The sequence below is a fragment of the Rhodococcus pseudokoreensis genome, assembly GCF_017068395.1.
In the GTDB taxonomy this organism is placed as follows: domain Bacteria; phylum Actinomycetota; class Actinomycetes; order Mycobacteriales; family Mycobacteriaceae; genus Rhodococcus_F; species Rhodococcus_F pseudokoreensis.
On record NZ_CP070619.1, the window covers coordinates 7,186,702 to 7,211,433 of the forward strand.

A 24,732-nucleotide genomic window follows, 5' to 3' on the forward strand; every position below is an offset into this window, starting at 1 on the left:
TACTGATCGATCCAAGAATAGTCCAGAGTTGTCGAGAAATGCCACGTAAATCTGCCTAATCCGTGTTTAATAGACATGAATCAGTCGTGGATCGATCGGTACAAAAATGCTTGCGACCCATACGGCGGCTGTGCTAAACCTGTGACTGCGGCCACACGGGGCGACGTCGCGGACACGAGGTCCGCTCGGCTAACTCCGGACGAGGCCCGACCGCTCGATCACAACCGCGGTGGCACCGGGGCCGAACACGGCAACCACACCGCCCCACATCAGCAGCGATGGGAGATTCGATATGAGAGTCATCGACGACCTGGAGGTCACCCGGGTCGAACCCCGGAAGGTCGCATTCGCGTCCTTCGTCGGAACCGCGATCGAGTGGTACGACTTCTTCATCTTCGGGACCGCGGCCGCCCTGATCTTCGGCAAGGCGTTCTTCCCGTCGCTCAGTCCGCTGTCGGGAACACTCGCCGCGTTCGCGACGTTCGGTGTCGCGTTCGTGTCCCGACCCGCCGGCGCGATCGTCTTCGGGCACTTCGGAGACCGGATCGGCCGCAAGAAGATGCTGGTGTTCTCCCTGGTGCTGATGGGGTCGTCGACGGTCGCCATCGGCCTGATCCCCACGTACGGCGCGATCGGTCTCGCGGCGCCCGTGCTCCTCGTCCTCGCGCGCCTTGCCCAGGGCTTCGCGGTCGGCGGAGAATGGGGCGGCGCGGTACTGATGGCGGTCGAACACGCACCGCGCGAGAAACGCGCGTTCTACGGCAGCTGGCCGCAAGCCGGCGTTCCCGCCGGACTCGTGCTCGCCACGCTCGCGTTTCTCCTGGTCGAGCAGCTTCCGGAGGATCAGGTGCAGGCGTGGGGTTGGCGGCTTCCGTTCCTGGCCAGCGCCGGGCTGGTCGCGGTCGGCATGTACGTGCGGCTGAAGGTAGTCGAATCGCCGGAGTTCGAGAACGTCAAGCGCGACAAGAAGATTGCCGACTTCCCGATCCTCGCGGTACTACGGGGCGAGAAGCGCGCACTCGGCGTCGGGATTCTCACCCAGGCCGCCTCGCTCGTGCCCTTCTACCTCGTCACCGTCTTCGTGCTGTCGTACGGTCCGAAGGAACTCGGCATCTCCCGGCAGACGATTCTGCTCAGCATCCTCGTCGCCTGCGTCCTCGACATCGTGTCCGTGCCCTGCGCGTCGATGATCGCGGACCGGATCGGGACCCGGAAGATGCTGATCTACGGCTCCCTCTACATGGCCGCGATCGCGTACCCGTTCTTCTGGTTGCTGTCCACCGGCACGGGTGCCGCCGTGCTGCTGGCGATGATTCTGATCATCACCATCGGCCACGCCGTCACCTACTCCGCGGTCGCCGGATACGTCACCGGTCTGTTCCCTGCCGAGGTCCGGTACACGGGCGCGTCCGTCGCCTATCAGTTCGGCGGCGTCGTGTTCAGCGCGCCGGCACCGTTCATCGCGGTGGCGATCGCGGCCGAGACGGACGGTGCGTGGGCACTGGCCGCGTACATCGCCGCGGCGTGCGCGATCACCGTCCTCGTTCTGACCCTGACGAAAACTGCAAAGGTGAATCACTGATGTCTCTCGACGGACCCGCACTCGCCGCTGCCTGGCAGGGCATCGAATCCCTGCTGGACCGCGACCCGTTCGGCGGCGACTTCAACACGGCACACGAGATCTGCACCCGCTACGCCGGAGACCCGAATCGGGTGGCGCTGACCGTCCGGCACGAGGACGGGTCGGCGGACCGCTGGACGTACTTCGAACTCGACCGGCTCGCCGCCAAGGCGGCACGGGTGTTCGCCCGGGCGGGGCTGAAGCGGGGAGACCGCGTCGGCGGACTGCTGTCCCGACAGGTCGAGAGTTGGATCACCGCGCTGGCGGTGTGGCGATCCGGGCTGGTGTACGTGCCGTTGTTCGGCGGGTTCGCCCCGGACGCGATCGGTCTGCGCCTCGACGCGGCGGGAGTTCGCGCGATCGTCGTCGATCAGCGGTACCGGCCGGCGCTCGCGGAGGCGCAGACGACCCACGGACTCGATCCGGCCGTGTTCGTCGTCGGTGACGGCGCGGTCGGCGGGACCGACAAGTCGTTCTGGACCGAGGTCGATCTGGCGGCCGCCGACGGTCCCCTCGAGAAGACCGCGCTGGGCGACACCGCCACCCTGCTGTTCACCAGCGGCACATCCGGAACACCGAAGGCGTGCACCATGACCCACGCCACGTTCGTCTCGGTCATGCCCTACGTGAAGTCCGTTCTCGGGGCGACCCGCGACAGCGTCGTCTTCTCCACCTCGGACCCGGCGTGGGCGTTCGGGCTGTTCAGCACGGGCGCCGCCGTGATGGCGCTGGGCGTACCGCGGGTCATGTACTCGGGCAGGTTCGTCCCCGAGGCCTGGCATCGCGTGATCCGGGAGGAGAAGGCGACGATCCTCACCACCGCGCCCGCCGCACTGCGGCGACTGACGGCGACATTCGCGCAGGACGGGGTACCGTCGTCGCTCCGCACCGTCGCCGCTGCCGGCGAACCGCTGACCGCAGCGGTCGCCGAGGACTGGGCCCGCACCGGTGCACCCGCCGTGCGCAACGGATACGGACTGTCCGAGGTCGGCATGCTGCTCGGCGACACGCAGGGCACCGAAACGCGGTCCGGTCCGGGCTGGATGTCCGCCGGGATCCCGGGGTTCGACACCTTCCTCGCCGACCGGGACGGACAGCCGGTGGCCGACGGCCTGCCGGGACTGATCGCGGTACGGCGGCCCCGCCACCAGATGTCCAGCGGGTACGAGAACGCCCCCGAGCTGTGGGCCGACCGCTGGCGCGGCGACGTGTTCCTCACCGAGGACCGCGCCGCCACCGACGCCGACGGGCGGTGGCAGATACTGGGCCGGGACGACGACATGATCATCGCGTCGGGGCACAACATCAGCCCGGTGGAGGTCGAGAACGCGCTGTTGCAGCACCCGGCGGTCGCGGACGCCGCGGCAGTCGCGTACGAAGATCCCGTCCGCGGCGGAGTGGTCCGGGCCGTCGTCGTCCGCGCGGACACCCCGGGTGACGACAGCGACCTCGTCACGCAGCTGAAGCAACTCGTCGCGCAGCGCGTCGGGCCCTACGCGGCGCCGAAGGTCGTCGACTTCCGGCCCGACCTCCCGCGCACCGAAGTCGGCAAGCTCCGCCGGGCGGCGGTCCGCGCGCTCCCGTAGGGCGGCTCCGCCGCCCGTGCGTGGTTAACGAGTCTCTGCACCCGTTAAGCACGCACGGGCCGTAGGCCTAGGCTCTCCCTCATGGAAACCGAGTTCGTCCGCTGGACCGAGGACGGCACCGAGCATTCGGCGGTGTGGCGGTCCACCAGCGGGGCGGCGCCCCCGAAGAAGGTCAGGGTCGCCGACGACTCGATGACCGCCGACGAGGCCTACCGCCTCGCGTGTGAGGGGACGGCGCTGCTGTGGCGCGGCGATTTCCACAACGCCCGCCAGCTCGGCACGGCCGTCGCCGCCCGCACCGACCGCAAGGCCCGCAAGACGTCCACGGACCCGGCCACCGCGTTCCATCTGCACCGGCAGACGCAGTCGCGGCGGGCGGGCATCCTCGGGATGCTGCTGGTGCCGTTCGACGCCGACCAGACCGTTCCGTTGCGCCGCGCCCCCGACGTGCGGCAGGCGGTGCTCGCGGCGTACGGACCGACGGACCAGCCGACGGTCACCACGCTGCGGGATCTGCTCGGCGCGATCGGCGCCCACGAGTGGCAGAAGAAGGGCGTCGAGATCCCCGCCCTCGGCGCGCGCATCCACCCCGGGTACGGGGTGTTCTCACCGATTCGCGGCGAATACGTCGACCTCGTCGCCGACACCCCGCTGCCGTCGCTCGCGAAGGCGTTCGACATCGGCACCGGCACCGGTGTGCTGGCGGCCGTCCTCGCGCACCGCGGCGTCGAGAAGGTGATCGCCACCGAACTCGACGCGAACGCGCTGACCTGCGCGCGGGCGAATCTGGACCGGCTCGGCTACGCCGATCGGGTGCAGGTGGTGGAAACGGATCTGTTCCCCGACGGCCGGGCGCCGCTCGTCGTGTGCAACCCGCCGTGGATCCCCGCCCGTCCCACCTCGCCCATCGAATACGCGATCTACGACCCGGACAACCGGATGCTCCGCGGATTCCTGGCCGGCCTCGCCGAGCACCTCGAACCCGGGGGAGAGGGCTGGCTCGTCCTGTCCGACATCGCCGAGCACCTCGGACTGCGGACCCGCGACGAATTGCTGACCCTGATCGACGACGCCGGCCTCACCGTCCTCGGGCGAAGGGACGTGGCGCCCCGGCACGGCAAGGTCGCCGACCGTTCGGATGCGCTGCACGCCGCCCGCAAGCGGGAAGTGACGTCGCTGTGGCGGCTGGGTGCTCGGGACTGACGGGCACATGGCGACTTACTTCGCCGAACCCAGCCCGACCATCGATCCCGACGTCATATACACCAGGCGGGTGTCGGCCGCCGCGACGACGGGGGTGCTGTCCCACGCGTCGTCGTCGATGACGGTCTGCAGGGGAAGCACCCACAGTTCGTCGCCCGAACGAACGTCGAGGGCGCGCAGGACGTCGGATTCCAGCGTGACCGCGGTGTCGCCGTCCGCGGCGACGACGGTGCCGTACGAGTCGGAGTCCCGGTGCCACAACCGTTCCCCGGACCGCAGGTCGAGTGCGGTTTCCGTCTTGCCCTCGTAGTCGCGTAGTAACGCCGTGTCGCCCAGCACGGCCACGGCGGTGCCCTGGGTGGTGTTCGGGCCGTACGACTCCGGTGTGTCGACTCGCGGCGTCGACACGAGATCCGGGCTTGTCCACAACAGTTCGCCCGTCGCGCGATCGTAGGCGCCGTCACCGAGCAGCACCGGGATCGTGGTGTCGGCGGGACGATCGACGGCGAGAGTGTGCACCGCCTCCACCTCCGACGCCGCGAGGACGCGACCGGTGCGATCGACGGCCTCCGAGCCCAGCACCTTGCTGAGACTGCAGTCGCTGTGGACGCGGACGACCACGCCACCCTCGGTGGCGCGGGCCGACTGCGTGCAGTCGGGCAGCGTCCGGGTGAACGTCGGACTTCCCGTCGTGAGGTCGAATCCCGCGACCTCGCCGCCGAGTTCGAGCACTCCCTGCCCGTGGTCGGTGCTCATCAGGTGGCTGCCGAACGCGTCCTCCCACGCCGCGCCGAGGTCGAACGGCTGCGACCAGCGGGCGTCGGGATCGGTGGGGATGCCGCTGTGCACGCGGATGTCGTCGGATTCCGGGTCGCCTTCCATCACGTACAGCCAGTCGTCGGCAGCCGTCAGCGCGAGGATCGTCCAGTCGGTCGAGGTGCGGGTGACGGAGCCGTTCTCGGTGTCGACGGCCAGGATGGTGGGCGTGTCCTCATAGGGCGTCGTGTAACAGACCATCCGCCCGGCGGCGAGAGTGTCGGCGCATCCGCCCAGCGACTCGACCGGCGTCTGCCAGCGCACCGCCCCGGTATCGGCGTCCACCCCGACCAGTGTCGTCTCGTCCAGTCCCGACGTCTGCTGGTTCACCAACCCGATCATGGTGACCAGCGTGTCACCGGCGTCGACGAATCCCGGCTCACCCGAGTCGAATCCGCTGCCGTATGCGGGGTTGCGGAACACGGCGAACTGCCGGTCGTAGGTGGCGGCCGCGTCCAGTGACCATTCGGCGGCCGGTGCATCGGGCGACGCCTCCGGAGGGTCGGGATGTGTGGTGAATCCGGACAGCCCGGGGATGTTCACGTCCTGCTGCGACGTCGGTTCGTGCACGATCACGGTGGTGACTGCGCCGGCGACGGTCACGACCGCCACGAGGGCTGCGGCCCACAGGTTTCGGGTGCTCTTGTCGAGGCCCATGTCGGCTACAGCTCCAGTCCGGGTGTCGTGGCCAGGGATTCGAGCAGCTCGTAGGGGAGTGGGGTCGCCGGGGAGACGGTGGTCGAGCTGACTGAGACCTGTGTGCCCGACGGCCGCGTCAGCGTGACGTAACGGCCGGCCTCGTTGACGGCGGGCGTTCCGGACTCGGAGGCCGCAGTGGTGTATGCGTCCCGCCGCTCCAGCACCGAACCGTCGGGCAGTCGGGTGGCCTTCGCGGCTTGCGGATCGTAGGACGGGTCGTACTTGTCGGGTTCGGCCGGAATGCTGTGGCCACCCTCGATCGAGATTCTCAGCGTGCCCTCCGATCCCGCGGTGGTGACGTCGACGCTCTCGCACACCGAGTTGTCGCTGTACTCGGCCAGTTGCAGCGACCCGAGCGGTTTCGACAGCGCGATACCTCGATCGCGCCAGGCGGCGTCGAGGACGGAATTGAGCCGGTCCAGATCGTCGCGGGTCAAGGCCGATCCCTCGTCCTCGGAGCCGATCCCGGAACCGCATGCGGTCGGGGGAGGCGGGGTGCCCGGTGGAACGGGTGTGCTCACCCGCAATTCAGGGCGCAGCACGATGGTGGTGAGATCGTCGAGCGTGAGCGGGACGGCGCCGCTGTACTTGCCGCCCGGGTCGGCCTCGGTGAAATTCTCGTCGGTGGCGTTCGCGTGGATCCAGGTGCCGTCCGGGAAGTAGCCGGCGACACTCCGGGACAGTGTGCGACGACCGTCGTACTCCGTCCACGTGTCGTCCGCATCCAGAACCGTGCCGTCGGGCAGCGTCGTGCGACGGTCGAGTTCCCCGGCCACGCACGGTGGAACCGGCCTGTCCGCCTTGCTGACCGACATCCACAGCGAACCGGGGACCGCGTCCCGGACCAGGGGTCCCCGAGCACTGGTGACGCCGCCGAAATCGTCCTCGAAGTCCGGTACGTCCGGCTGGTCGTACACCGGAATCGGCTCGAACAGCAGCGACTCCGTCGGGCTGACGAAGGGGATCTCCACGTCCTCGGGCAGCGCGTCGAGGACGGCCGCGGTCATCGACGACGCCTTCAGCGCCGAGAACCACGGGTAGCGAGGGTTGTCGTAACTCTGCTCTCCGAAAATCGAGACGCCGAAAAACTCTCTCTCAGAAGGAGGTTCTACCGTCGCGCACCCGGGAATGTCGACGGGGTACTCGACCGTCGGCGTGACGTACGACGGAACCGCGGCGGCGTCCTCGACCGTAGCCGGGCCGGATCCGGAATCGAACAGCCCCGCGACGATCACCCCGCACGCCATGATCGACACCACGACCAGGCCCGTCGTCCAGCGGTCCTTGCGCCTGTCCACCCCGTCGCTCACGTGACCCACCCCTGTCGCAGGCGCTCACTCCGAACGAACGAGCATCCGAAGTCCTATTCGTCACGATTGCGAAGAGTGTTACCGCCTGTGCGCCTTTACGGGCGCGGAGCGCCTACTCCTCGGGGTTGTTGAACAGTCCCATCTGCTCGGGCCGCGGCTTGGTGTCGGGCGCGTTTTCCGGCGGCGGCAGCACGACGGTCCGGAGGGCGTTGCGCAGGGTGCGGACGACGCGCTCCCAGTGCTCCACGGACGCGTCGTCCGTGTCCCGCAACCGGGACACCCACGCGGTGCCGGTGTCGAGGAGGGCGAGGATCCGGTCGCGGTCGTGACCGCACACGTCGGCGACGACGGCGGGATCGGTGTCGCCACCGCACCCGGGATCGAGATGGAACAGTGTCTGGAGTTCCTTCGGCAGATCGGTCGTCGACGTCCCGTTCTCGGTGTGGGGTGCGGACACCGGTTCGGTTTCCTCGTCGGGGCCGGAGTCCCGGTTGAAGAACAGTTCGCCGCCGAACCGCGCCGCGAAGTCGCTGTCGACGGTGCGCAGGAAATCGGCGAACGACTTGCAGCTGTCCGTGAGGTGCTGGGGGACGAACGGGTTGCCCGACACCTCCAGGAACGCCGACAACCGGTCGTCGACCAGCACGAACTTGATCCGCGACCAGGTGCGGTTGAGGTCGGCGGTGACCTCGGCCGCCCGGGTGCGGTCGCTGATGTCGTGCACCAGCGGCGCGAACAGTTGCACGTCGACGGTGTCGGCGAGCGGCCCGACGAACAGGATGGTGTTGCCCATCCGGATCGGGACGTCGCCGTCGGGGTCGCGTTCGGGCAGCAGCCCGAGCATCGGCACCAGCGAGAGCGTGATCAGCTCGTGCAGGTGCTCGACGTCGTGCGGGACCACGGCGGCCGCGGGGTCGAGTTGCGCGACCAGTGGCGGCCGCACCGCAATCGGGTCGAACGTCGCCTCGGGATCGGTGCTCGACGTCTCGGTACTCAAGAATGCGGGATGCGTGATTCCCCAGACGTCGCGGAACGCGGCCACCGCCATCGCGGCCAGCTGATCCGACCACGACAGTTTCTTGTCCACGTAGAACGCGGGGGAGCCGTCGTCCGCTTCGTCGTCCGGGCCCCGGGTCGGACGGTTCCACCCCAGCTCGGTGAGGTACGTCTGCTCGGCCTCGGTCAGCGCGCGGTCGGGGTGCAGGTAGTGGTTCGACGGCACCTCGCAGCGCACCGTGTCGCCGTCCCACACCACGAACTGGATGCACGGCATCAGCCCCTGGGATTCGTCGAGTTCCTCGAATCCCGATTCGAGCACCAGAAGGTCCTCGTCCTGCATCGCCGCCAGATAGTCCGCGAGGCGCCGCTGGAACTCCGCCCAGTCGCGGTTCACGCTCGAATCCAGATCGAAGTCCTGCATGTCTGCTCCGTCCGGGTCGGCCACAGGTCACCTACTTCCGCTGTATACGGTAGCGGCGATCGCCGACACCGCCGCGCAGGAGGGGGTGCGACGCTCAGACGGGGTGACCGGCCGCGATCCGTCCGGTCAGCCGGGTGACGGCGTCGAGAAGGTCCCACGACGTGCCCGGTTCCACCGCCACCGCGGTGTCGCCCCACACGAGATATCTGCCGTCGCCCTCGATGTCACGCCACGCCAGACCGCCGACGGGGCGCGGCGCGTGCCGCGCGCCGCGGACGACGGTGACGACGCCCTGACCCGTCGACGGCCGGTCGAGGATCCGGGCGACCGCCGCCTGCCGGTGCGCGGCAGCTGCCCGGTCGACCACGACGCCGCGACGCGTGCCCGCGTCGGTGTCGGGAAGCTGCGCGATCAGCTGCCTGCCGACGTCGTACGGTTCACAGCCGCGGATCACCACCTCGCCGCCAGGATGCTGCACCGCCGCGATCCCGTGCCCGCGCGCGAGCGCCCCGATCAGGCGGATCGGGGTGCCGTTCGCCGAGCCGGAGATCTCGATCCGGAGGTCGGGTTCGGCGAGCACCAGCAGCGCCGACGCGAGCGGGTCGTGTTCGGGTCCGGAGAAGTCGGAGCGGATCCGGCGCTGCTCCGCCTCGTACTCGTCGGCGGTGGCCAGCGTGCTCGTGACCTTGAACGGATACGGAATGCGGTCCTGGCCGGTCCGCGCCCACGACGCCGAGAACTGCGGACCGCTCAACACCCAGTGCCCCACGACTATTCGCCGATCACCGCGGGCGTGACGAGGGGCAGTTTCCCGACGAGTTCGCTTCCCTCGTCGATGCTTTCGAGGTAGGTCGGCGGCTCCTCCTCGTCCTCCCGTGCGGCGGGCTGGGCCGGACTGCCGGGCCGTGCGGGGGCCGGCGCCCGGTGCGCGGCCACGACGCCGTGCGCATACTGCGCCACCCCGCCGCCGACGGCCCCGGCCAGCGCCGCACCGGCGATGGAACCGGGAGCGGCCTGTGCGTTCTGGGGCGGGACCTCGTCACTCTGGCGAGGCTCGGAGTCCGCGCCGTATTCGGGTTCGGCCACCTGCTGATCGCTGGGTATGCCGTGCACGCCGTTCGGTCCGATGTCGAAGCCCACCGGCTGTCCGTGGGCCGTCGCGGCAGCGTGCGTCGCGGCGAGACCGTCAATGGGGAGCTGTTCGTCCGCAACCCGGTACGCCGACGCGTACAGGGTGTCCATGGCCGCCTTCGCATCCTGTTCCGCGGCGTCGGCGTCGGCTTCCGCGGTCCAGTTGCCCGGCAGCACCCGGGTCCAGTCGGTCGGATGGTCCCCGGGCGGGCCGACCGCGCCGCGCACCGCTTCGGCGCCGGCGCTCGCGTGCCGCAGCGCGTCTCCCACGTCGGTGAACCGGCCGCCGACCTGCCCGGCCCGGGCGGCGTAGTCGTCGAGTGCCGACACCACCGCGGTCGCCGACTGTCCGCGCCATCCGGTGTCGACCGCGGCCCGGGTCGCGTCGTGGAACGCGGCCACCGACTCGTGAAATCGCCTACCGAGGTCGTCCCAGGACGCGGCGACCGCTTCGGACTCGGCGGGTCGCAGCGCGTCGACAGCGCTGCTGATGGCGCGGTGATCCCACGCACCCGAGTGAAAGTTTTCCCCGCCGTTCATCCCCGACCTCCGCTGCTGGACACTCTCGGTCCCGGAGTGGACCCCCCAATCCGGCGGGAAGCCACCTTACCGACTCCCGCCTCCGACTCGTCACCGCTCCTCGACTCCATAGGCTCGGGGCCATGCACGCGTTCTCACCCGCAGCGTCCACGACGCGCGCCGGCAAGTCACCCGCCCTCGCCATCGGCGCCACCGCGTTCGCGTTCCTCGTCACGATGATGGGAACGACGCTGCCGACCCCGCTCTACTCGATCTATGCGCAGGAACTGGCGTTCAGTCCGCTCACCGTCACGATCCTGTTCGCCGTGTACGCGGTCGGGGTCGTGGCCGCGCTCGCCGTGTTCGGGCGGCTTTCCGACGACGTCGGCAGGCGCCCGGTGCTCTTCCTCGCCGTCGCCCTCGCCGCGGTCAGTGCCGTGCTGTTCCTGCTGCCGTCGACGCTTCCGGTGTTCGTGGTGGCCCGGGTGATCTCCGGCCTGTCCGCAGGCCTCATGACCGGCACGGGCACCGCCGCGGTGATCGACCTGTTCCCACCCGACCGGAAGGCGGCAGGCGGCATGCTCGCGGTCGCGGTGAACACCGGTGGCCTCGGACTGGGCACGCTCAGCGCGGGGGTGATCGCCGACGTCACGTCGAGTCCGCTGACCATTCCCTACGCGGTGAACCTCGCGCTCGCCGCCGCCGCCGCTGCCGGGCTGTGGATCTTCGCGCCTGCGCCGGCCACCCGACCGACGTGGCGCATCCGGCCCCGCCGCCTGCAGGTCCCGGCGTCGATCCGCGGCGCCTTCGTCACCGCGGTGCTCGCCGCAGGAACGGCGTTCGCGGTGACCGGCGTGCTCACCGCCGTGTCGGCGCTGTTCCTGACGAGATACCTGGGGACGACGAGCCACTCGATGGCCGGGCTCGTCGTGTTCCTGACCTTCCTGTTCATGGCCGCCGGCCAACTCCTCGCACGCCGGATGTCGACCGCCACCGCGATGCTCGCCGGGTGCCTCGGATTGGTCCCCGCCGCCGGGTTGCTGGCGCTCGCGCTGGCGAACACGGTCCTCGCGCCGCTGCTCGCGTCCGCGGTGGTGCTCGGCGTCGCCGGGGGTCTGTGCCTCAATGCGTCGCTCGCCACCACCGTCGAACGGGTCGACCCGCAACTCCGTGGCGGCGTGTCCTCGGCATTCTTCGCCGGGATCTACGTGATGCTGGCCGTTCCCGCGGTCGGTGTCGGTGTGCTCGCACGGTTCACCGACCTGCGGGCCGCCGGGGTCGTCTTCAGCGCGCTGGTCGCCGCGCTGGGTGCCGGGGTGGCCGTCGCGCAACTGATCGGGCGCAGACGGGTCTGAGCGTCAGCCTCGCGGTCTGGTGGTGACCGGCGGGATCGTGATCACCGGACGCGTCGTCGTCGTGGTGGTGGTGGTCGGCGCCAGTGTCGGCGCCACGGCAGCCTGCGGCGGAACGGTCGCTTCGGTCGTCGTGACGACCGGGGGCCGGGTCACCGGTGTGGTGACCGGGGCGAGGCTGATCGTCGGCGGAGGGGGAGGCGGAGGCGGCGCGATCGTCGTCCGGACCGGCGGCGGGGGAGGCGGTGCGGGGGTCGTCGAGGGCGCGGGCGGCGGCGCGGTGGTCACCGGCGCCGGTTCGGTGGTGAGCGTGACGGCTCGTGGGGTGGTCAGCTCCGCCATCTGCCAGGTGGGGGTCGGCGGGACGAACACCTGGAACGTCGCCGGTTCGGCGCTGTGCGGCCCCGCGGCCTGCAGACCCTCCGACGACAGCGGTGGTGGCGCGACTGCCGGTCCGTGACTGCCGAACGCGCCGCCCGCGGCGCCGATCATCAGCCCGGAGACCGCTGAAACGGTGGCGATCGCAAGCGCCCCGATCGCTACAGTCCTGTCGTCCATTGTTTACCCGTCGTCGGCGTGCAAATGCGTCCACCATAGAGGGCGTGGCCCCCGGCGGGTACACGTGTCGGCAGACGAGTCGCCCGGGAGGGGTTCGCTCGAAGGTTGCCAGGCGGCTGTCGGGGTTCGGCGCACGCTGACGAGAACCCTTGCCCGGACGGGGTCGCGCGCCGACGATCGAGCGGTGTTCATACCGCTCCGACCGGGGGTAACGATGTCTCTGCTCGACAGGTTGTTCCGCCGCCGCCCGTTGTCCGAACGAGCCGGGGCGGCCGTCGCCGCATCGGCGATGCTGTTCGCTTCGTGAGCGCACCCGAGATCGTCACCGACGTCCTCGTCCTCGGCGGTGGACCCGCCGCCACCTGGGCGGCACTGGCCGCGGCCCGGGAGGGCGCCCGGGTGGTGCTCGCCGACGAGGGGTGCATCACCAGGTGACTGACCATCGCGGCCACGGCCCAGACATTCTCTAAACTAAACAGGAGTCCACGCCTACCGGCTGGCTCCAAGTTCCCGAACTAGGACACCGCTCGACCAGACACCGAGCCCGCAGACGACCACTCAAAAAGCCGGGGATCACCCAGTGTCCCGGTCGGACGTTCGGCCCGCCTACGGTCTCGCCGCCAAGGCTAAATGTCGGACTGTGTGGTTATTGTCTGGGTCATGGCGGGGAGGGTGGTGAAGCGGGCGTTCAAGTACCGTTTCTATCCGACTGCGGTGCAGGCGGAACAGCTTGCTCGGACGTTCGGGTGCACCCGGTATGTCTACAACCGGGCGTTGGCGGAGCGGACGCGGGCCTGGTCGCAGGAGCAGCGGCGGATTACCTACAGCGACACCTCGACGATGCTCACCGGATGGAAACGCGATGCCGAGACCGCGTGGTTGGCGGAGCCGTCGAAGGGGCCGCTGCAGGAATCGCTGCGGCAGTTGCAGGGCGCGTTCGAGAAGTTCTGGCGCAAACAGACCCGCTACCCGCAATTCAAGAAGAAGGGGCAGTCGAAGGATTCGGCGACGTACTTCTCGAACTGCTTCACGTACCGGGGCGGGCAGCTCCGGTTGGCCAAGCAGTCCGAATCCCTGGATATTCGGTGGTCGAGGCCGCTTCCGGAGGGGGCTGTGCCGTCGCAGGTGACGGTGTCGCGTAATGCTCGCGGTCAGTACCACATTTCGATCCTCGTCGAGGACACGATCACCGAACTCGATCCGGTCGATCGGGTGGTCGGGCTCGATGCCGGGATCACGAGCCTGTACACGCTCTCGACGGGGGAGAAGATCACCAACCCGCGACACGAGCGCAGGGACCGTGAGCGGTTGGCGAAGGCGCAGCGGATGCTGGCCAAGAAGCAGAAAGGATCGCGTAACCGGGCCAAGGCCCGACTGAAGGTCGCGACGATTCATGGCCGGATCGCTGATCGGCGTCGCGATTATCTGCACAAAGTCTCCACTCGACTGGTGCGCGAAAACCAAGTGATCGCCGTCGAGGATCTGAGTGTGCGGAATATGGTGAAGAATCGGTCGTTGTCGCGGGCGATCTCGGATGCGGGTTGGTCGGAGTTCCGGTCGATGCTCGAGTACAAGGCCGTCTGGTATGGGCGGCGGGTGGTGGCGGTCGATCGGTTCTGTCCGTCGTCGAAGACCTGCTCGGTGTGCGGGGCGGTCGCCTCGTCGATGCCGCTGAACGTGCGGGAGTGGACGTGCCGATGCGGCGTCGTCCACGACCGGGATGTGAACGCGGCGAGGAACATTTTGGCCGTCGGACTGACGGTGGCAGCCTGCGGAGACGGTGTGAGACCACCCCGCACCTAAGTGTGGGGAGGCGACTGTCGGTGAAACAGGAACCTTGGGACGTGAGTCTCGCGGGGAATCTCGGTCGTTCACGGCCGAGAGGAAGTCAAGATGCAGTTCGCGACGTACTACGACGGGGACGGCGGGCCGCTCGGGGACGGCGGCTTCTCCGCCCGCGGCGCCGCGATGGCGCACCTCGCCACCGGCCGCCCGGTGTATGCGCGGCTGGACCGGGCCCGGCCCGACATCCGCGCGGCCATTCGCACGTCGCAACCGAATTACTTTCTGCCGCTGGACAAGGCGGGCATCGACCCGTTCACCCAGAAATATCCCGTGCGGGCGGTGCTGGAGGGGACGGTGCGCGGGACCGGAGGCATCCGGATCACCGGCACCGACTGCGCCAGTGACGTTCCCGGCCTGTTCGCGGCCGGCGACGCCGCCACCCGCGAGTTGATCACCGGCGGCCGCAGCGGCGGTGGCAGTCACAACGGGGCCTGGGCGATCTCGTCGGGAACGTGGGCGGGCGCCGGTGCTGCCCGGTTCGCGCGGGGGCGTCCGGGCTGCGCGGCCCGTCCGCCCGGCGGCAAGCGTCGCGCGCCATCGTCGGACTGGTCCAGGAGCACACCCTCCCGCTGCGGCGCAGTTACCGGCGCAGCGCGGCGAGCCTGCAGGACAGCGTGATCGCCCTCGACGAAGCCTGGTCGGGTGCCGCCGATCTGCTCGGCGGGAGCGAACGGGAACTGCTGCAGGCACGCTCGGCGGCCGCGATGCTCGCCGCGGCCCGGTGGGCGACCCACTCCGCGCTGGCGCGGACCGAGACCCGGGGCATGCACGTGCGCACCGACCTGCCCGACACGGATCCGGCGCAGACCCGTCGCCTGCTGTCGGGCGGACTGGGCGAAGTGTGGGTGCGGCCGGAACACGGCGCCGCCGAGACCAGGACGGTGGCGTCGTGATCGAGGTCGTCCTCGCCGACCGGTGCGTGCAGTGCGACATCTGCATCAAGGTCTGCCCGACGGATGTGTTCGCACCCGTGAGTACTTCCTAACCGCCGGCGGTTAACAAGTACTCACGGGGGTGGCCCTGCGGATGAACCGGCCGATCTCACGGATGGCGCGGGTGCCCTCGGGGAGCAGTCCGGCGGCGGCCTGGAAGACGTGCACCTGCCGCTCCCACACCTGCAGTTCGCACGGCACCCCGGCCTGGGACAGCCGCTCGGACATCAGTTCCGCGTCGACGTACACCATTTCCTGCGACCCGGTCTGGATCAGCGCAGGCGGCATGGAGGCGAGGGAGCCGTCCACGGGGGACGTGGACGGCTCGTGCCCGCCCCTTGTGTCCAGGCGTTCGATCAGCCTGGACAGGGCACCGACCGCGCGTTTGGGGAAGACGGCGCAGAGGTCGGCGTTGGGATGGGCCAGCTTGTTCACCGGGTCGAGGTCGGTGAGCGGCGACAGTGCGACGTCGGCGGCTGGCCGCGGCAACCCCTGCCGCAGCGCTTCGAGCGTCACCATGAACGTCAGGAATCCGCCCGCCGAGTCGCCGGCGACGACGATGCGGTCCGCGGTGTAGCCGTGCGCGAGCAGCCACCGGTACCCGTCGACACCGTCCTCGACGGCCGCCCGGATGGGGTTCCGCGGGATCATCCGGTACTCGACGTTCAGCGTCGACGCCTGGGACTCCGCCGAGATCCGGGACACCATCTGGCGGTGCGAGTTGATCCCGCAGCACAGGAACGCCCCGCCGTGGAGGTAGAGGATCGCCCGGTCGCCGAGCTCACCGGGCGGCCGGATCCATTCGGCGCGGCAGTGCGGCAGCCGGACGGGCCGGCGCTGGGTTCCGCGGATGGGGCCGAGCGAGTACCCGAACAGGTCGACGACTCCGGTGGGCCACGGCAGTTCGGGGTAGCGTGCCCACCCGTCGAGGAACGGCCGGACCGTGCGGCGGAGGGTGTGTGCGAGGGCCGCCGACTGCAGGCTGGTCCCGGCGAACTCCCGCCGCGTCACCGGGAGCGGTGACGGGCAGAAATCGTAAGTCGCAGTGCTCATTGTCTGCCTCCGTTCCGGCCTCGGTGCCCTTCGACGTGCTGCCTTCAGGTTTGCCACCTCTTTGCGCCGTACGGTCTACATCGAAGTAGGTCGCACGGACGCTACGCCCGACGTAGCATCCAGGCGGAAGTCGTAATGGGATAGTGACCGAGCGGGGGTGAACGTCCAGGTGGGGATCATGCCGGTTACCGATTCGATATTCCTTCTCGGCGAATCGCGAGAGCATCCGATGCACGTCGGATCGCTCGAATTGTTCACACCGCCGGAGGATGCCGGACCCGACTACGTGAAGTCGATGCACGAAACACTGCTGAAGCACACGGACGTCGACGCCACGTTCCGGAAGAAGCCGGCGGGTCCCGTCGGCAGTCTCGGGAACCTGTGGTGGGCCGACGAGTCGGACGTGGATCTCGAATACCACGTGCGTCATTCGGCCCTGCCCGCGCCGTACCGGGTCCGGGAATTGCTGACGCTGACGTCCCGGTTGCACGGCACGCTCCTGGACCGGCATCGCCCGCTGTGGGAGATGTATCTGATCGAGGGACTCTCCGACGGCCGGTTCGCGATCTACACCAAACTGCACCATTCGCTGATGGACGGGGTCTCCGGGCTGCGGTTGCTGATGCGGACGCTGTCGACCGACCCGGACGTGCGCGACGCCCCGCCGCCGTGGAACCTGCCGCGCTCGGCGTCGGCGAACGGAGCCGCCGCCCCCGACCTCTGGTCGGTGGTGAACGGGGTTCGCCGGACAGTCGGCGACGTGGCCGGTCTCGCGCCGGCGTCGCTGCGCATCGCCCGCACCGCGATGGGTCAGCACGACATGAGGTTTCCGTACGAGGCGCCGCGCACCATGCTCAACGTTCCGATCGGTGGCGCGCGCCGGTTCGCCGCGCAGTCGTGGCCGCTCGACCGGATCCATGCCGTTCGGAAGGCGGCCGGGGTCAGTGTCAACGACGTCGTGATGGCCATGTGCGCCGGGGGACTGCGGGGTTACCTCGAGGAACAGAACGCGCTGCCGGACGAACCGCTGATCGCGATGGTTCCGGTGTCGCTGCGCGACGAGCAGAAGGCCGACGCCGGCGGCAACGCGGTGGGGGTGACGCTGTGCAACCTGGCGACGGACGTCGACGACCCGGCCGAGCGTCTGACGGCGATCTCCGCGTCCATGTCGCAGGGGAAGGAATTGTTCGGCAGCCTCACCTCGTTGCAGGCGCTGGCGTGGTCCGCGGTCAACATGTCGCCGATCGCCCTGACGCCGGTGCCGGGGTTCGTCCGCTTCACGCCGCCGCCGTTCAACGTGATCATCTCCAACGTCCCGGGACCGCGGAAGACCATGTACTGGAACGGGTCCCGGCTGGACGGTATCTACCCGACGTCGGTGGTGCTGGACGGGCAGGCGCTGAACATCACGCTCACCACCAACGGCGGCAACCTCGACTTCGGTGTCATCGGGTGCCGCCGCTCGGTGCCGAGCCTGCAGCGAATCCTCCACTACCTGGAGACTGCTCTCGGTGAACTGGAGGCCGCACTGCTCTGAAGCGCCACTGCTCGGAGACGCCGCGGGTTTCAGCGTCTGCCCGACTCCTGCTCGACGAGGGCCCGCCGCGATTCCTCGTGCAGCACGCCGAGCAGTTCGTGTTCGACGTCCGCGAATTCGGGTGACGTCATCATCGACAGTTCGCGGGGGCGAGGCAGACCGACGGTCACCTCGCGCCGCACGGTGGCGGGCCGCGCGGACAGCACGACCACCCGGTCCGACAGGTACACGGCCTCCCGGATGTCGTGGGTGATCATCAGGACGGTCCACCGGTAGCGCTGCCACACGTCCTGCAACCAGGTCTGCATCTCGGTGCGGGTCAACGAATCCAGGGCGCCGAACGGCTCGTCGAGCAGCAGCACCGGACGGTCCTGGACGACGGTCCGCAGCATCGCGGCGCGCTGCCGCATCCCGCCGGACAGCTGGCTGGGCCGGGCGTCCTCGAACCCGCCGAGACCGAAGACGGAGAACAGTTCCCGCGCCTTGTCCCGCGCCTGTTTCCGGGGCACGCCCTGCACCTCGAGTCCGAGGGTGGTGTTGTCGAGAACGCTGCGCCACGGGAACAGCAGATCCTTCTGCGGCATGTACGCGCACTTCGACGGACCGCTGCCCGCGGGACGCACGGGTTCGCCGCCGATCGTGACGGTGCCGGTGTCCGGTTGGTCGAGTCCGGCGAGCATGGCGAACGCGGTGCTCTTCCCGCACCCGCTGGGGCCGATCACCGACACGAACTCGCCCGGTTCGACGGTGAACGAGACGTTGTCGAGGACGGGACGGATGCCGCCGCGGACGGGGAATCCCTTGCTCAGTCCGGACAGTGCGACGCGCGCGGTGTCACTCATGCCGGGCCCTTTCGTTCTTGATCCAGGGGGCGACGACGCGTTCGACCGCGAACGTGAGCAGGTAGAGGCTGACGCTGATCACGGCGGTCACGAGCACCGCCGCCAGCACGAGGTCGGTGCGGAACGAGTTCTTCTGCGTGGCCATGTAGATGCCGAGACCGGACGTGGCCCCGACGTATTCGGCGAACACGGCGCCCACGACGGCGTACGTGATGCCGATGCGCAGGGCGGTGAAGAACCGTGGGATCGCCGACGGCAACCGGACGTAGCGGAATTCCTGCCACCGTGAGGCGCCCATGCTGCGCAACAGCGCGCCCGCCTCCCGGTCGGCGGCGGCGAAACCCTCGATCAGGCCGATCGTCATCGGGAAGAACGTGGCGAGGGCGATCACGAGGACTTTCGGCAGCAGACCGAATCCGAACCAGATGATCATCAGTGGAGCGATCGCGATGATCGGCAGTGTCTGCGACACGACGAACAGCGGAACGAACGCGCGTCGCAGCCACGGCGAGAAGTCCACGAGTACGGCGAGGGCCCACGCGAAGAGCAGGGACACGGCGAACCCGATCAGCGTCACCTGCAGTGTCGCGGTCGCGTGACCGGAGATGGCGTCCCGCGCCTTCCAGCCCTGTTGGACGACCCGAAGCGGCGACGGCAGCACCTGCGGCCGGATACCGCTGACCGTCACGTACACCTGCCACGCGATCACCAGCAGTGCCACGACCACGACCGCGGGCAGCACCCGCCGCAGCAGCGGGGACGTGCCCGGGGCCGGGGTCCGGAGGGTCGGGTCAGGGCTGAGCGAGGTACTCATTGGTGAAATAGGTCGACCAGTCGGGTTCCGTGGTCAGCGGTGCCCCGTCGGGGCCGGTGAGCAGGCCGTGCTGGAACAGGAAACCGGAGTACCCCGCCCACTGCTCGGCCGTCTGTGTCCCGACCTTTCCTGAAGCGTCCTTCATGTACTGGGAGGACAGCATCTGCTGGCTCTCCCGCACGAGGGACTCGTCCGTGAAGGCGCCGGGGTTGGCGTCGATCAACATCTGTGCGGCCTCGTCCGGCCGGTCGGCGGCGAACTGATAGCCGCGCTGCAGGGCCTGGACGAACTTGCGGGCCTGCTCGGGGTGGTCTTCCATCCACTGCTCGTTGCCCTCGATGACGAGTGCGTACGCGTCCGGGAATCCGTAGTCGGTGTAGTGGAAGTAGCGCATCGGGGTGCCCCGGTGCTCGGCCTCGATACCCTCCCAGCCGAAGAACGACACGGTGAAGTCGGCGGTGCCGGAGTACACGGCCTCGTACGCCGACGTGCCGAGCGTGACGGTGGTGAATTCGCCCTTGCCGCCGTCGTTCCGGATGATCTGCTTCAGCGTCTCCTCGCCGTCCGGGTCCGCGAAACCGGCGTAGATCTTGCCGTCGAGATCCCGGGGGCGGGTGATGTCGGGGCGATCCGCCTTCACCGCGATGCCCGTCGCCCAGTGCTGCAGCGGGGCCATGACCGACGTGGTCTGGGCGCCCGCGGCCTTCGAGAACGTCGAGGAACTCTGGAAGCTCACGCCGAACTCGGCGTTACCGGCGTCGACAAGTGTGTCGGGCGAGGTGTCGTTGTACGGCAGCACCTGCACGTCGAGTCCGGCGTCGGCGAACCAGCCCTCCTGCTGGGCGACGAACAGACCGGTGTGGTTGGTGTTCGGCGTCCAGTCGAGTGCGAACCGGATGGTGTCGTCGGACTGCGAGTCGCCGGCGCAGCCGGTGAGCATCGACAGGGCCGAGACGAGGATGACGGCTGCGATGGCAGCGCGCTTGGAACGGGAGAAAAGTGTCACGACGCCGGCCATTCCTGCTTGTTGAGTGCGGTGTCCCAGAACATGAGTTCGTAGCGGCTGGCGATCGTGAACGCCTCCACCATCGCCTCGCGCTGGATGTCGGTCGCGGCCTCCGCGGCGGTGTCCACGAGTTCGCGGGCCTTCGCGACGGCGGCGTGGAACTCCTCCGCGTCGTACGTGGTCACCCACTGTGCGTACGGGTGCGACGGGTCGGCGGACAGCACCTCGCGGGCGCTCGCCGCGAGCCGGCGTCCCACGTCCGCGTAGATCCAGAAGCACGGCAGCACCGCGGCGGCGGACACCGCGTACGGCTCGGTGGCGGCGACCGCCGTCAGGTAGGAGATGTACCCGAGGCAGGCCTGCGAATGCTGCGGTTCGGCGTCCGACGCGGGGAGTCGTCCGCTGGTCAGCAGATTCTGGTGCAACGTCGCTTCGACCGTCGCGGCCTCGGCTGCCGAGCCGGCCCAGAAGCCGGCCTCAACGGGACCCGGCGCGTGCGCGGCGACCAGGGACAGGGCCTTCGCGTACCCGGTCAGGTACAGGAAATCCTGCTCGATGTACGTGCGGAACACGTCCAGCGGCAGTGTTCCGTCGCCGAGGCGGCGCAGGAACTCGAGTTCGTCGATCGCCTCGCGCAGCACCTTGGTCCGGTCCCACAAGTGGTCCGTGAATCGGGCGTGCTGGCCTGCGCCCGCAGCACCTTGGACAGAGCTATTCACAACGTTGACATCCCTTCGTCAGCATTACCTGAGCAGGTTCCCGGGTGTGTTCTCAGCCCCGCCCGTGCGGAGCACCCCGTGTCAGAACAAGCCGACCCTAGCACCGGCCGTGCCGCGAACGGAAAGGCCCCGGGTGGGTGGACGGGCTCAGCCGGCGAGGAACGCGGCCGCCCCCGGGGCGAGGGGCGCGGGGCCGCGCGTGTAGATCTCGGCGGGCCTGCCGGTCCCGACGACGGCCATGTCGCCGGTGTGCGCGAGCGCGGGCAGCATGTGCCGGCGGAACGAGTCCTTCGGGAGGGGGCGGCCGAACACCACCTCGTAGACCCGGCGCAGTTCGAGCACCGTGAACGTGTCGTCGGCCAGGCCCGACGGGTCGACGGACCGCGCGTACCGCTCGCGGAGGTCGGCGACGGCGAGGGTGACGACGTCCGCGTGGTCGAACGCGAGGTCCTGCGTCACGCGGTCGCCGTCGACGGGGATCAGCAGGGCGTCGCGGGGGAGGGCAGTGCGGGGCAGCGCCGCGCCGTGCGTCATCGACAGCACCCACCCGCGGTCGTCGCGGGCGGGGTCGTCGAACATCGCCAATTGGTGGAACTCGGCGCCGGCCAGGCCTGCCTTGATCCGCAGGCACCGCTCGGCGGCGTCGCGCAGCCGCTCGCCTTCGTGGAGGAAGGTGCCGGGAAGCGCGAGCCGGCCCGAACGGTGCGGAACCACAAGCACTTTCAGCTCGGCGCCGTCCACGGTGAGGACGGCGACGTCGACCGCCACGGACGGCCGCGGGTAGTCGAGGAGGCTCTTGCCCTCGGGATCGGTCGATGCGGCCACGGAGGAAATGTTAGCGCGCGGTTGATCTATGTCACGTTCGAACGGTCCTGCCTGCGCATCGTTGGTAGTTTGGCGGGAGATTCCCGTACGCGCTGCGTGAGGAGATTCGGCCGTGGATGTCGAGAAGTCAGGCGACACACTCGTCGTCCGCGCCCGGGACGGCGACGTGCGCGGCTATCCCGAAGGCGACGTCTACGCGTGGAAGGGGATCCCGTTCGCCGCCGCCCCCGTCGGCGATCTGCGGTTCCGGGCGCCGGCCCCGCCCGCCCCGTGGGACGGCGTGCGCGACTGCGTCGACTTCGGCCCGATGGCCCCGCAGGGTCACGGCACCGCCGTCCCGATCGACGCCGGACTCGAGATGGACGAGGACTGCCTGTCGGTCAACGTGTGGGCCCCCCGGCCCGACGGCACCCCGCGGCCGGTGATGGTGTGGATCCACGGCGGCGCCTACTGCCTGGGAACCGCAGCTCAGGGCATCTACAACGGTCGGATCCTGTCCACTCTCGGCGACGTCGTGCTGGTCTCGTTCAACTACCGGGTGGGAGCGCTCGGCTTCCTCGACCTGTCGTCGTTCTCGACGGCGGAGCGGGTGTTCGAGACCAACTGCGGGCTACGCGATCAGGTCGCCGCCCTCGAATGGGTGCGCGAGAACATCGCGTTCTTCGGCGGTGACCCGGACGAAGTGACGGTGTTCGGGGAGTCGTCGGGAGCCGGGTCGATAACCACGCTGATGACGTGCCCGAGCGCGGACGGGTTGTTCCACCGCGCGATCGCCCAGAGCCCGCCCGCCACGTCGGTGTACGGCAGCGAGCGCGCGGCCACCGTCGCGAAGCAGTTCCTCGACATCCTCGACGTGGAACCCGACCGCATCGACACGCTGCTGCGCCTCCCGTACCGCACGGTCATCGAGGCCAGCGACACGCTCGTCAACGAGGTGCCGACGAAGATCCCCGGCACACTCGCCATGGCGCCCGTGGTGGACCGCGACTTCCTGCCCCGCTACCCGGTGGCCGCGTTCCAGAAGGGGTACTCCCACCGCATCCCGCTCATCATCGGTTCCAACAAGGACGAGTCGTCGATCTTCAAGTTCATGAAATCGCCTTTGCTGCCGGTCACTTCGGATTCGGTGCAGGAGATGCTGCGGGCGATCGCGACCGATCACCCGGAATTGCCCGCGGCCCGCCTCGCCGACATCCTGTCGGCGTACCCGGACCGCGGGAAACCGAAGGGCGCGCTCGCGATGTCCCGCGACGCCGCGTTCCGGATGCCCGCCCTGTGGGTGGCCGACGCCCACAGCAGGCACTCGCCGACGTGGATGTACCGGTTCGACCAGGCCACCCCGATGCTCAAGGCCGCACGCATCGGAGCCGGGCACGCCACCGAACTCCCGTACGTGTTCGGCAATTTCGACACCCTCAACATCGACCCGACGTTCTGGCTCGGCGGCCGGAAGACGGCACTCGAGGTGTCCGGCCGGATCCAGCGCCGGTGGCTCGCGTTCGCGCGGCACGGTGTCCCCGCCGCCCTGGACGCGTCCAAGCACTGGGCCCCCTACGACGAGGAGAACCGCTCCACGCTGCTGATCGACGGCGCGGACACCCTCGTGAATGACCCGGACAAGGAGATGCGGGTCGCCTGGGGCAACGACGTCATGGGCTTCAACTGACCGGCACCTTCTCGTCCAGTTCCTTCAGCACGGGCAGCGCGAAGCACGCCAGCCCGATGATCAGGACCGGGATCGCGAGCACGAAGAACGTCGGCTGGATTCCCCACTTGTCGAGGATCGGGCCGGCCAGCAGATAGCCCAGCGGACCCGCCGCATACGCGGTGGACGTCATCACCCCGGTGACCCGGCCGCGCATGTGCTCCGGGCTGCGAGTCTGCATGGCGTAGTTCGCGATCGGGCCGACCGGGCCGAACACCAGACCCTGCAGGAGAGCCAGCGCCAGGATCGCCCACAGCGGAGGAAGGAACGCCATCGCGACCATCGCCGCGCCCAGCACCGTCACCGCCACCACCATCAGCATCCGGCGCGACACGAACGGCGCGAGCGGTCCGTACGCAAGGGCGCCCACCACGCCGCCGATGCTGAGCGCCATCAGCACCGAACCCAGTTGCGCAGGTTTGTCGAGTTCGGTGAAGTACACCGGGAACACCACCGACTCGACCGGCATGTACAGCGCGACCACCGCCATGTCCACGAGCGCGATCGTGCGCAGGAGCCGGTTGTGCCACACGAACTTCAATCCTTCGAGCGTGCCGTGCCAGATGGACGTCGGACGCGTCGCGGTGTCCGGCCTGCCGGCGTTCTCGAGACGCAGGAACGCGATCGTCGCCACGGACAGCAGGAATCCGGCGGCAGCGACCCACAACGTGTTCACCGCACCCACGGTGGCGATGAGGACGCCACCGATACCCGGCCCGACGAGATACGCCACGTTGTAATTGGCCTCGTAGAGGCTGTTCATCCGGTCGAGGGACCATCCCGCGGACTTCGTGGCGGCGGGCAGCATCGACTCCCTGGCCGCGATGCCGGCCGGATCGAACGCGGCGCCGATCGCGGCGAGGACGGCGATCACCGTGACGGTGAGTCCCGCCGTGGTCGCGATCACCGGGATGGCCGCCACGGACAGGGCCGACAGGCAGTCGGAGATCAGCGACGTGCGACGTCGTCCGAACAGGTCGACGAACGTGCCCGCGAACAGGCTCGACAGCAACAACGGGAGGGTGGCCGCGCCCGCGACGATCGCGGCGTCGGACGCGCGACCGGTCTGCTCGAGCACGAGCCACGGCAGCACGACGATCACGATGCCGTTGCCCGTGGAGGAGAACAGCGTCGCGACGTTCAGCAGGATCAGGGGCCCGAACCGTCGAGTCACAGCCGTCTCGGTGGCGGTCACGGCAGGGGTCCTCTGGTCGGCTCGGTCGGTGGTCCTTCGACGCT

23 protein-coding genes, 1 pseudogene and 1 riboswitch are annotated in these 24,732 nt (G+C 69.3%); of the genes and pseudogenes, 11 read left to right on the forward strand and 13 right to left on the reverse strand.

The window, feature by feature from the left end; all coding sequences use genetic code 11:
• Window positions 1-292 precede the first annotated feature (292 nt).
• The 3 genes from JWS13_RS37890 (at window position 293) to JWS13_RS37900 (ending at window position 4,410) form a co-directional block, all read left to right on the forward strand.
• Window positions 293-1,582 (forward strand): MFS transporter, encoded by a 1,290-nt coding sequence (locus tag JWS13_RS37890; protein WP_206010442.1) that lies wholly within the window; start codon window positions 293-295, stop codon window positions 1,580-1,582.
• On the forward strand, window positions 1,582-3,207 hold the full coding sequence (locus tag JWS13_RS37895) for an AMP-binding protein (protein WP_206010443.1): 1,626 nt from the start codon (window positions 1,582-1,584) through the stop codon (window positions 3,205-3,207). Before JWS13_RS37890 ends, JWS13_RS37895 begins: the two co-directional genes overlap by 1 nt.
• Window positions 3,208-3,288: 81 nt before the next feature.
• Window positions 3,289-4,410 (forward strand): methyltransferase, encoded by a 1,122-nt coding sequence (locus JWS13_RS37900; RefSeq protein ID WP_206010444.1) that lies wholly within the window; start codon window positions 3,289-3,291, stop codon window positions 4,408-4,410.
• A 15-nt stretch (window positions 4,411-4,425) separates the two neighbouring features.
• Here JWS13_RS37900 and JWS13_RS37905 read toward each other — a convergent pair whose 3' ends face one another.
• From JWS13_RS37905 to JWS13_RS37925, 5 genes are all read right to left on the reverse strand, one after another.
• A complete protein-coding gene (locus tag JWS13_RS37905) occupies window positions 4,426-5,883 on the reverse strand; it encodes an outer membrane protein assembly factor BamB family protein (protein WP_206010445.1) in 1,458 nt (485 codons plus the stop codon).
• 5 nt (window positions 5,884-5,888) lie between these two features.
• Window positions 5,889-7,235 carry a hypothetical protein gene (locus JWS13_RS37910; RefSeq protein WP_206010446.1) on the reverse strand — a complete coding sequence of 449 codons (1,347 nt, stop codon included), beginning with the start codon at window positions 7,233-7,235 and terminating at the stop codon, window positions 5,889-5,891.
• A 112-nt stretch (window positions 7,236-7,347) separates the two neighbouring features.
• Window positions 7,348-8,679: a T3SS (YopN, CesT) and YbjN peptide-binding chaperone 1 gene (locus JWS13_RS37915; protein ID WP_206010447.1), complete on the reverse strand. Its 1,332-nt coding sequence runs from the start codon at window positions 8,677-8,679 to the stop codon at window positions 7,348-7,350.
• Window positions 8,680-8,749: 70 nt separating this feature from the next.
• Window positions 8,750-9,412 carry an ESX secretion-associated protein EspG gene (locus tag JWS13_RS37920; protein WP_206010448.1) on the reverse strand — a complete coding sequence of 221 codons (663 nt, stop codon included), beginning with the start codon at window positions 9,410-9,412 and terminating at the stop codon, window positions 8,750-8,752.
• Window positions 9,413-9,426: 14 nt separating this feature from the next.
• Window positions 9,427-10,326, reverse strand: a complete 900-nt coding sequence (locus JWS13_RS37925) for a PPE domain-containing protein (protein ID WP_206010449.1) — start codon at window positions 10,324-10,326, stop codon at window positions 9,427-9,429.
• 122 nt (window positions 10,327-10,448) lie between these two features.
• On the opposite strand from JWS13_RS37925, the gene JWS13_RS37930 reads away from it, so the two are divergent.
• Window positions 10,449-11,660, forward strand: a complete 1,212-nt coding sequence (locus JWS13_RS37930; protein ID WP_206010450.1) for an MFS transporter — start codon at window positions 10,449-10,451, stop codon at window positions 11,658-11,660.
• 3 nt (window positions 11,661-11,663) lie between these two features.
• On the opposite strand, the gene JWS13_RS37935 is transcribed toward JWS13_RS37930, so the two are convergent.
• Window positions 11,664-12,215 (reverse strand): hypothetical protein, encoded by a 552-nt coding sequence (locus tag JWS13_RS37935; RefSeq protein WP_206010451.1) that lies wholly within the window; start codon window positions 12,213-12,215, stop codon window positions 11,664-11,666.
• Window positions 12,216-12,518: 303 nt separating this feature from the next.
• On the opposite strand from JWS13_RS37935, the pseudogene JWS13_RS37940 reads away from it, so the two are divergent.
• The 5 genes and pseudogenes from JWS13_RS37940 to JWS13_RS46570 form a co-directional block, all read left to right on the forward strand.
• Window positions 12,519-12,635 (forward strand): annotated as a pseudogene (locus JWS13_RS37940) (FAD-dependent oxidoreductase); the annotation flags it as partial.
• Window positions 12,636-12,875: 240 nt separating this feature from the next.
• Window positions 12,876-14,018 carry an RNA-guided endonuclease InsQ/TnpB family protein gene (locus tag JWS13_RS37945; protein ID WP_206010452.1) on the forward strand — a complete coding sequence of 381 codons (1,143 nt, stop codon included), beginning with the start codon at window positions 12,876-12,878 and terminating at the stop codon, window positions 14,016-14,018.
• A gap of 90 nt (window positions 14,019-14,108) precedes the next feature.
• Entirely contained in the window at window positions 14,109-14,678 is a 570-nt protein-coding gene (locus JWS13_RS37950) for an FAD-binding protein (protein WP_241032491.1), read from the forward strand.
• On the forward strand, window positions 14,675-14,953 hold the full coding sequence (locus JWS13_RS45735) for a hypothetical protein (protein WP_241032492.1): 279 nt from the start codon (window positions 14,675-14,677) through the stop codon (window positions 14,951-14,953). Before JWS13_RS37950 ends, JWS13_RS45735 begins: the two co-directional genes overlap by 4 nt.
• Entirely contained in the window at window positions 14,950-15,045 is a 96-nt protein-coding gene (locus tag JWS13_RS46570; RefSeq protein WP_256974034.1) for a 4Fe-4S binding protein, read from the forward strand. The genes JWS13_RS45735 and JWS13_RS46570 overlap by 4 nt, the downstream gene beginning before the upstream one ends.
• Window positions 15,046-15,055: 10 nt before the next feature.
• On the opposite strand, the gene JWS13_RS37960 is transcribed toward JWS13_RS46570, so the two are convergent.
• Window positions 15,056-16,045 carry an alpha/beta hydrolase gene (locus JWS13_RS37960; protein ID WP_206010453.1) on the reverse strand — a complete coding sequence of 330 codons (990 nt, stop codon included), beginning with the start codon at window positions 16,043-16,045 and terminating at the stop codon, window positions 15,056-15,058.
• 178 nt (window positions 16,046-16,223) lie between these two features.
• Between JWS13_RS37960 and JWS13_RS37965 the strand changes: the two genes are divergently transcribed.
• A complete protein-coding gene (locus tag JWS13_RS37965; protein ID WP_206010454.1) occupies window positions 16,224-17,582 on the forward strand; it encodes a WS/DGAT/MGAT family O-acyltransferase in 1,359 nt (452 codons plus the stop codon).
• Between the two features lie 29 nt (window positions 17,583-17,611).
• On the opposite strand, the gene JWS13_RS37970 is transcribed toward JWS13_RS37965, so the two are convergent.
• The 5 genes from JWS13_RS37970 to JWS13_RS37990 all read right to left on the reverse strand — a co-directional run bounded on the left by JWS13_RS37970 (window position 17,612) and on the right by JWS13_RS37990 (window position 21,788).
• Window positions 17,612-18,424 (reverse strand): ABC transporter ATP-binding protein, encoded by an 813-nt coding sequence (locus JWS13_RS37970; protein ID WP_124393535.1) that lies wholly within the window; start codon window positions 18,422-18,424, stop codon window positions 17,612-17,614.
• On the reverse strand, window positions 18,417-19,238 hold the full coding sequence (locus JWS13_RS37975) for an ABC transporter permease (RefSeq protein ID WP_206010455.1): 822 nt from the start codon (window positions 19,236-19,238) through the stop codon (window positions 18,417-18,419). Before JWS13_RS37975 ends, JWS13_RS37970 begins: the two co-directional genes overlap by 8 nt.
• On the reverse strand, window positions 19,216-20,256 hold the full coding sequence (locus JWS13_RS37980; protein WP_206010456.1) for an ABC transporter substrate-binding protein: 1,041 nt from the start codon (window positions 20,254-20,256) through the stop codon (window positions 19,216-19,218). Before JWS13_RS37980 ends, JWS13_RS37975 begins: the two co-directional genes overlap by 23 nt.
• Window positions 20,241-20,963 carry a TenA family protein gene (locus JWS13_RS37985; RefSeq protein WP_206010457.1) on the reverse strand — a complete coding sequence of 241 codons (723 nt, stop codon included), beginning with the start codon at window positions 20,961-20,963 and terminating at the stop codon, window positions 20,241-20,243. The genes JWS13_RS37980 and JWS13_RS37985 overlap by 16 nt, the downstream gene beginning before the upstream one ends.
• Window positions 20,957-21,052: riboswitch (TPP riboswitch) on the reverse strand. It overlaps the preceding gene by 7 nt.
• 58 nt (window positions 21,053-21,110) lie before the next feature.
• Window positions 21,111-21,788, reverse strand: coding sequence for an NUDIX hydrolase (locus tag JWS13_RS37990; protein WP_206010458.1), 678 nt, complete (start codon window positions 21,786-21,788; stop codon window positions 21,111-21,113).
• Between the two features lie 112 nt (window positions 21,789-21,900).
• Between JWS13_RS37990 and JWS13_RS37995 the strand changes: the two genes are divergently transcribed.
• A complete protein-coding gene (locus tag JWS13_RS37995; RefSeq protein WP_206010459.1) occupies window positions 21,901-23,454 on the forward strand; it encodes a carboxylesterase/lipase family protein in 1,554 nt (517 codons plus the stop codon).
• Here the strand turns inward: JWS13_RS37995 and JWS13_RS38000 are convergent.
• Window positions 23,447-24,688, reverse strand: a complete 1,242-nt coding sequence (locus JWS13_RS38000) for an MFS transporter (RefSeq protein ID WP_124393529.1) — start codon at window positions 24,686-24,688, stop codon at window positions 23,447-23,449. The two genes, JWS13_RS37995 and JWS13_RS38000, sit on opposite strands and share 8 nt — an antisense overlap.
• Between the last annotated feature and the right edge of the window lie 44 nt (window positions 24,689-24,732).

Bases quoted from the DNA above. Each gene is read 5' to 3' on its own strand.
- JWS13_RS37965 (WP_206010454.1), top strand. From the start codon at position 16,224: ATGCCGGTTACCGATTCGATATTCCTTCTCGGCGAATCGCGAGAGCAT.
- JWS13_RS37980 (WP_206010456.1), bottom strand. From the start codon at position 20,256: ATGGCCGGCGTCGTGACACTTTTCTCCCGTTCCAAGCGCGCTGCCATC.
- JWS13_RS37900 (WP_206010444.1), top strand. From the start codon at position 3,289: ATGGAAACCGAGTTCGTCCGCTGGACCGAGGACGGCACCGAGCATTCG.
- JWS13_RS37975 (WP_206010455.1), bottom strand. From the start codon at position 19,238: ATGAGTACCTCGCTCAGCCCTGACCCGACCCTCCGGACCCCGGCCCCG.
- JWS13_RS37930 (WP_206010450.1), top strand. From the start codon at position 10,449: ATGCACGCGTTCTCACCCGCAGCGTCCACGACGCGCGCCGGCAAGTCA.
- JWS13_RS37950 (WP_241032491.1), top strand. From the start codon at position 14,109: ATGCAGTTCGCGACGTACTACGACGGGGACGGCGGGCCGCTCGGGGAC.
- JWS13_RS37890 (WP_206010442.1), top strand. From the start codon at position 293: ATGAGAGTCATCGACGACCTGGAGGTCACCCGGGTCGAACCCCGGAAG.
- JWS13_RS37895 (WP_206010443.1), top strand. From the start codon at position 1,582: ATGTCTCTCGACGGACCCGCACTCGCCGCTGCCTGGCAGGGCATCGAA.
- JWS13_RS37905 (WP_206010445.1), bottom strand. From the start codon at position 5,883: ATGGGCCTCGACAAGAGCACCCGAAACCTGTGGGCCGCAGCCCTCGTG.
- JWS13_RS37925 (WP_206010449.1), bottom strand. From the start codon at position 10,326: ATGAACGGCGGGGAAAACTTTCACTCGGGTGCGTGGGATCACCGCGCC.
- JWS13_RS37970 (WP_124393535.1), bottom strand. From the start codon at position 18,424: ATGAGTGACACCGCGCGCGTCGCACTGTCCGGACTGAGCAAGGGATTC.
- JWS13_RS37960 (WP_206010453.1), bottom strand. From the start codon at position 16,045: ATGAGCACTGCGACTTACGATTTCTGCCCGTCACCGCTCCCGGTGACG.
- JWS13_RS37935 (WP_206010451.1), bottom strand. From the start codon at position 12,215: ATGGACGACAGGACTGTAGCGATCGGGGCGCTTGCGATCGCCACCGTT.
- JWS13_RS37945 (WP_206010452.1), top strand. From the start codon at position 12,876: ATGGCGGGGAGGGTGGTGAAGCGGGCGTTCAAGTACCGTTTCTATCCG.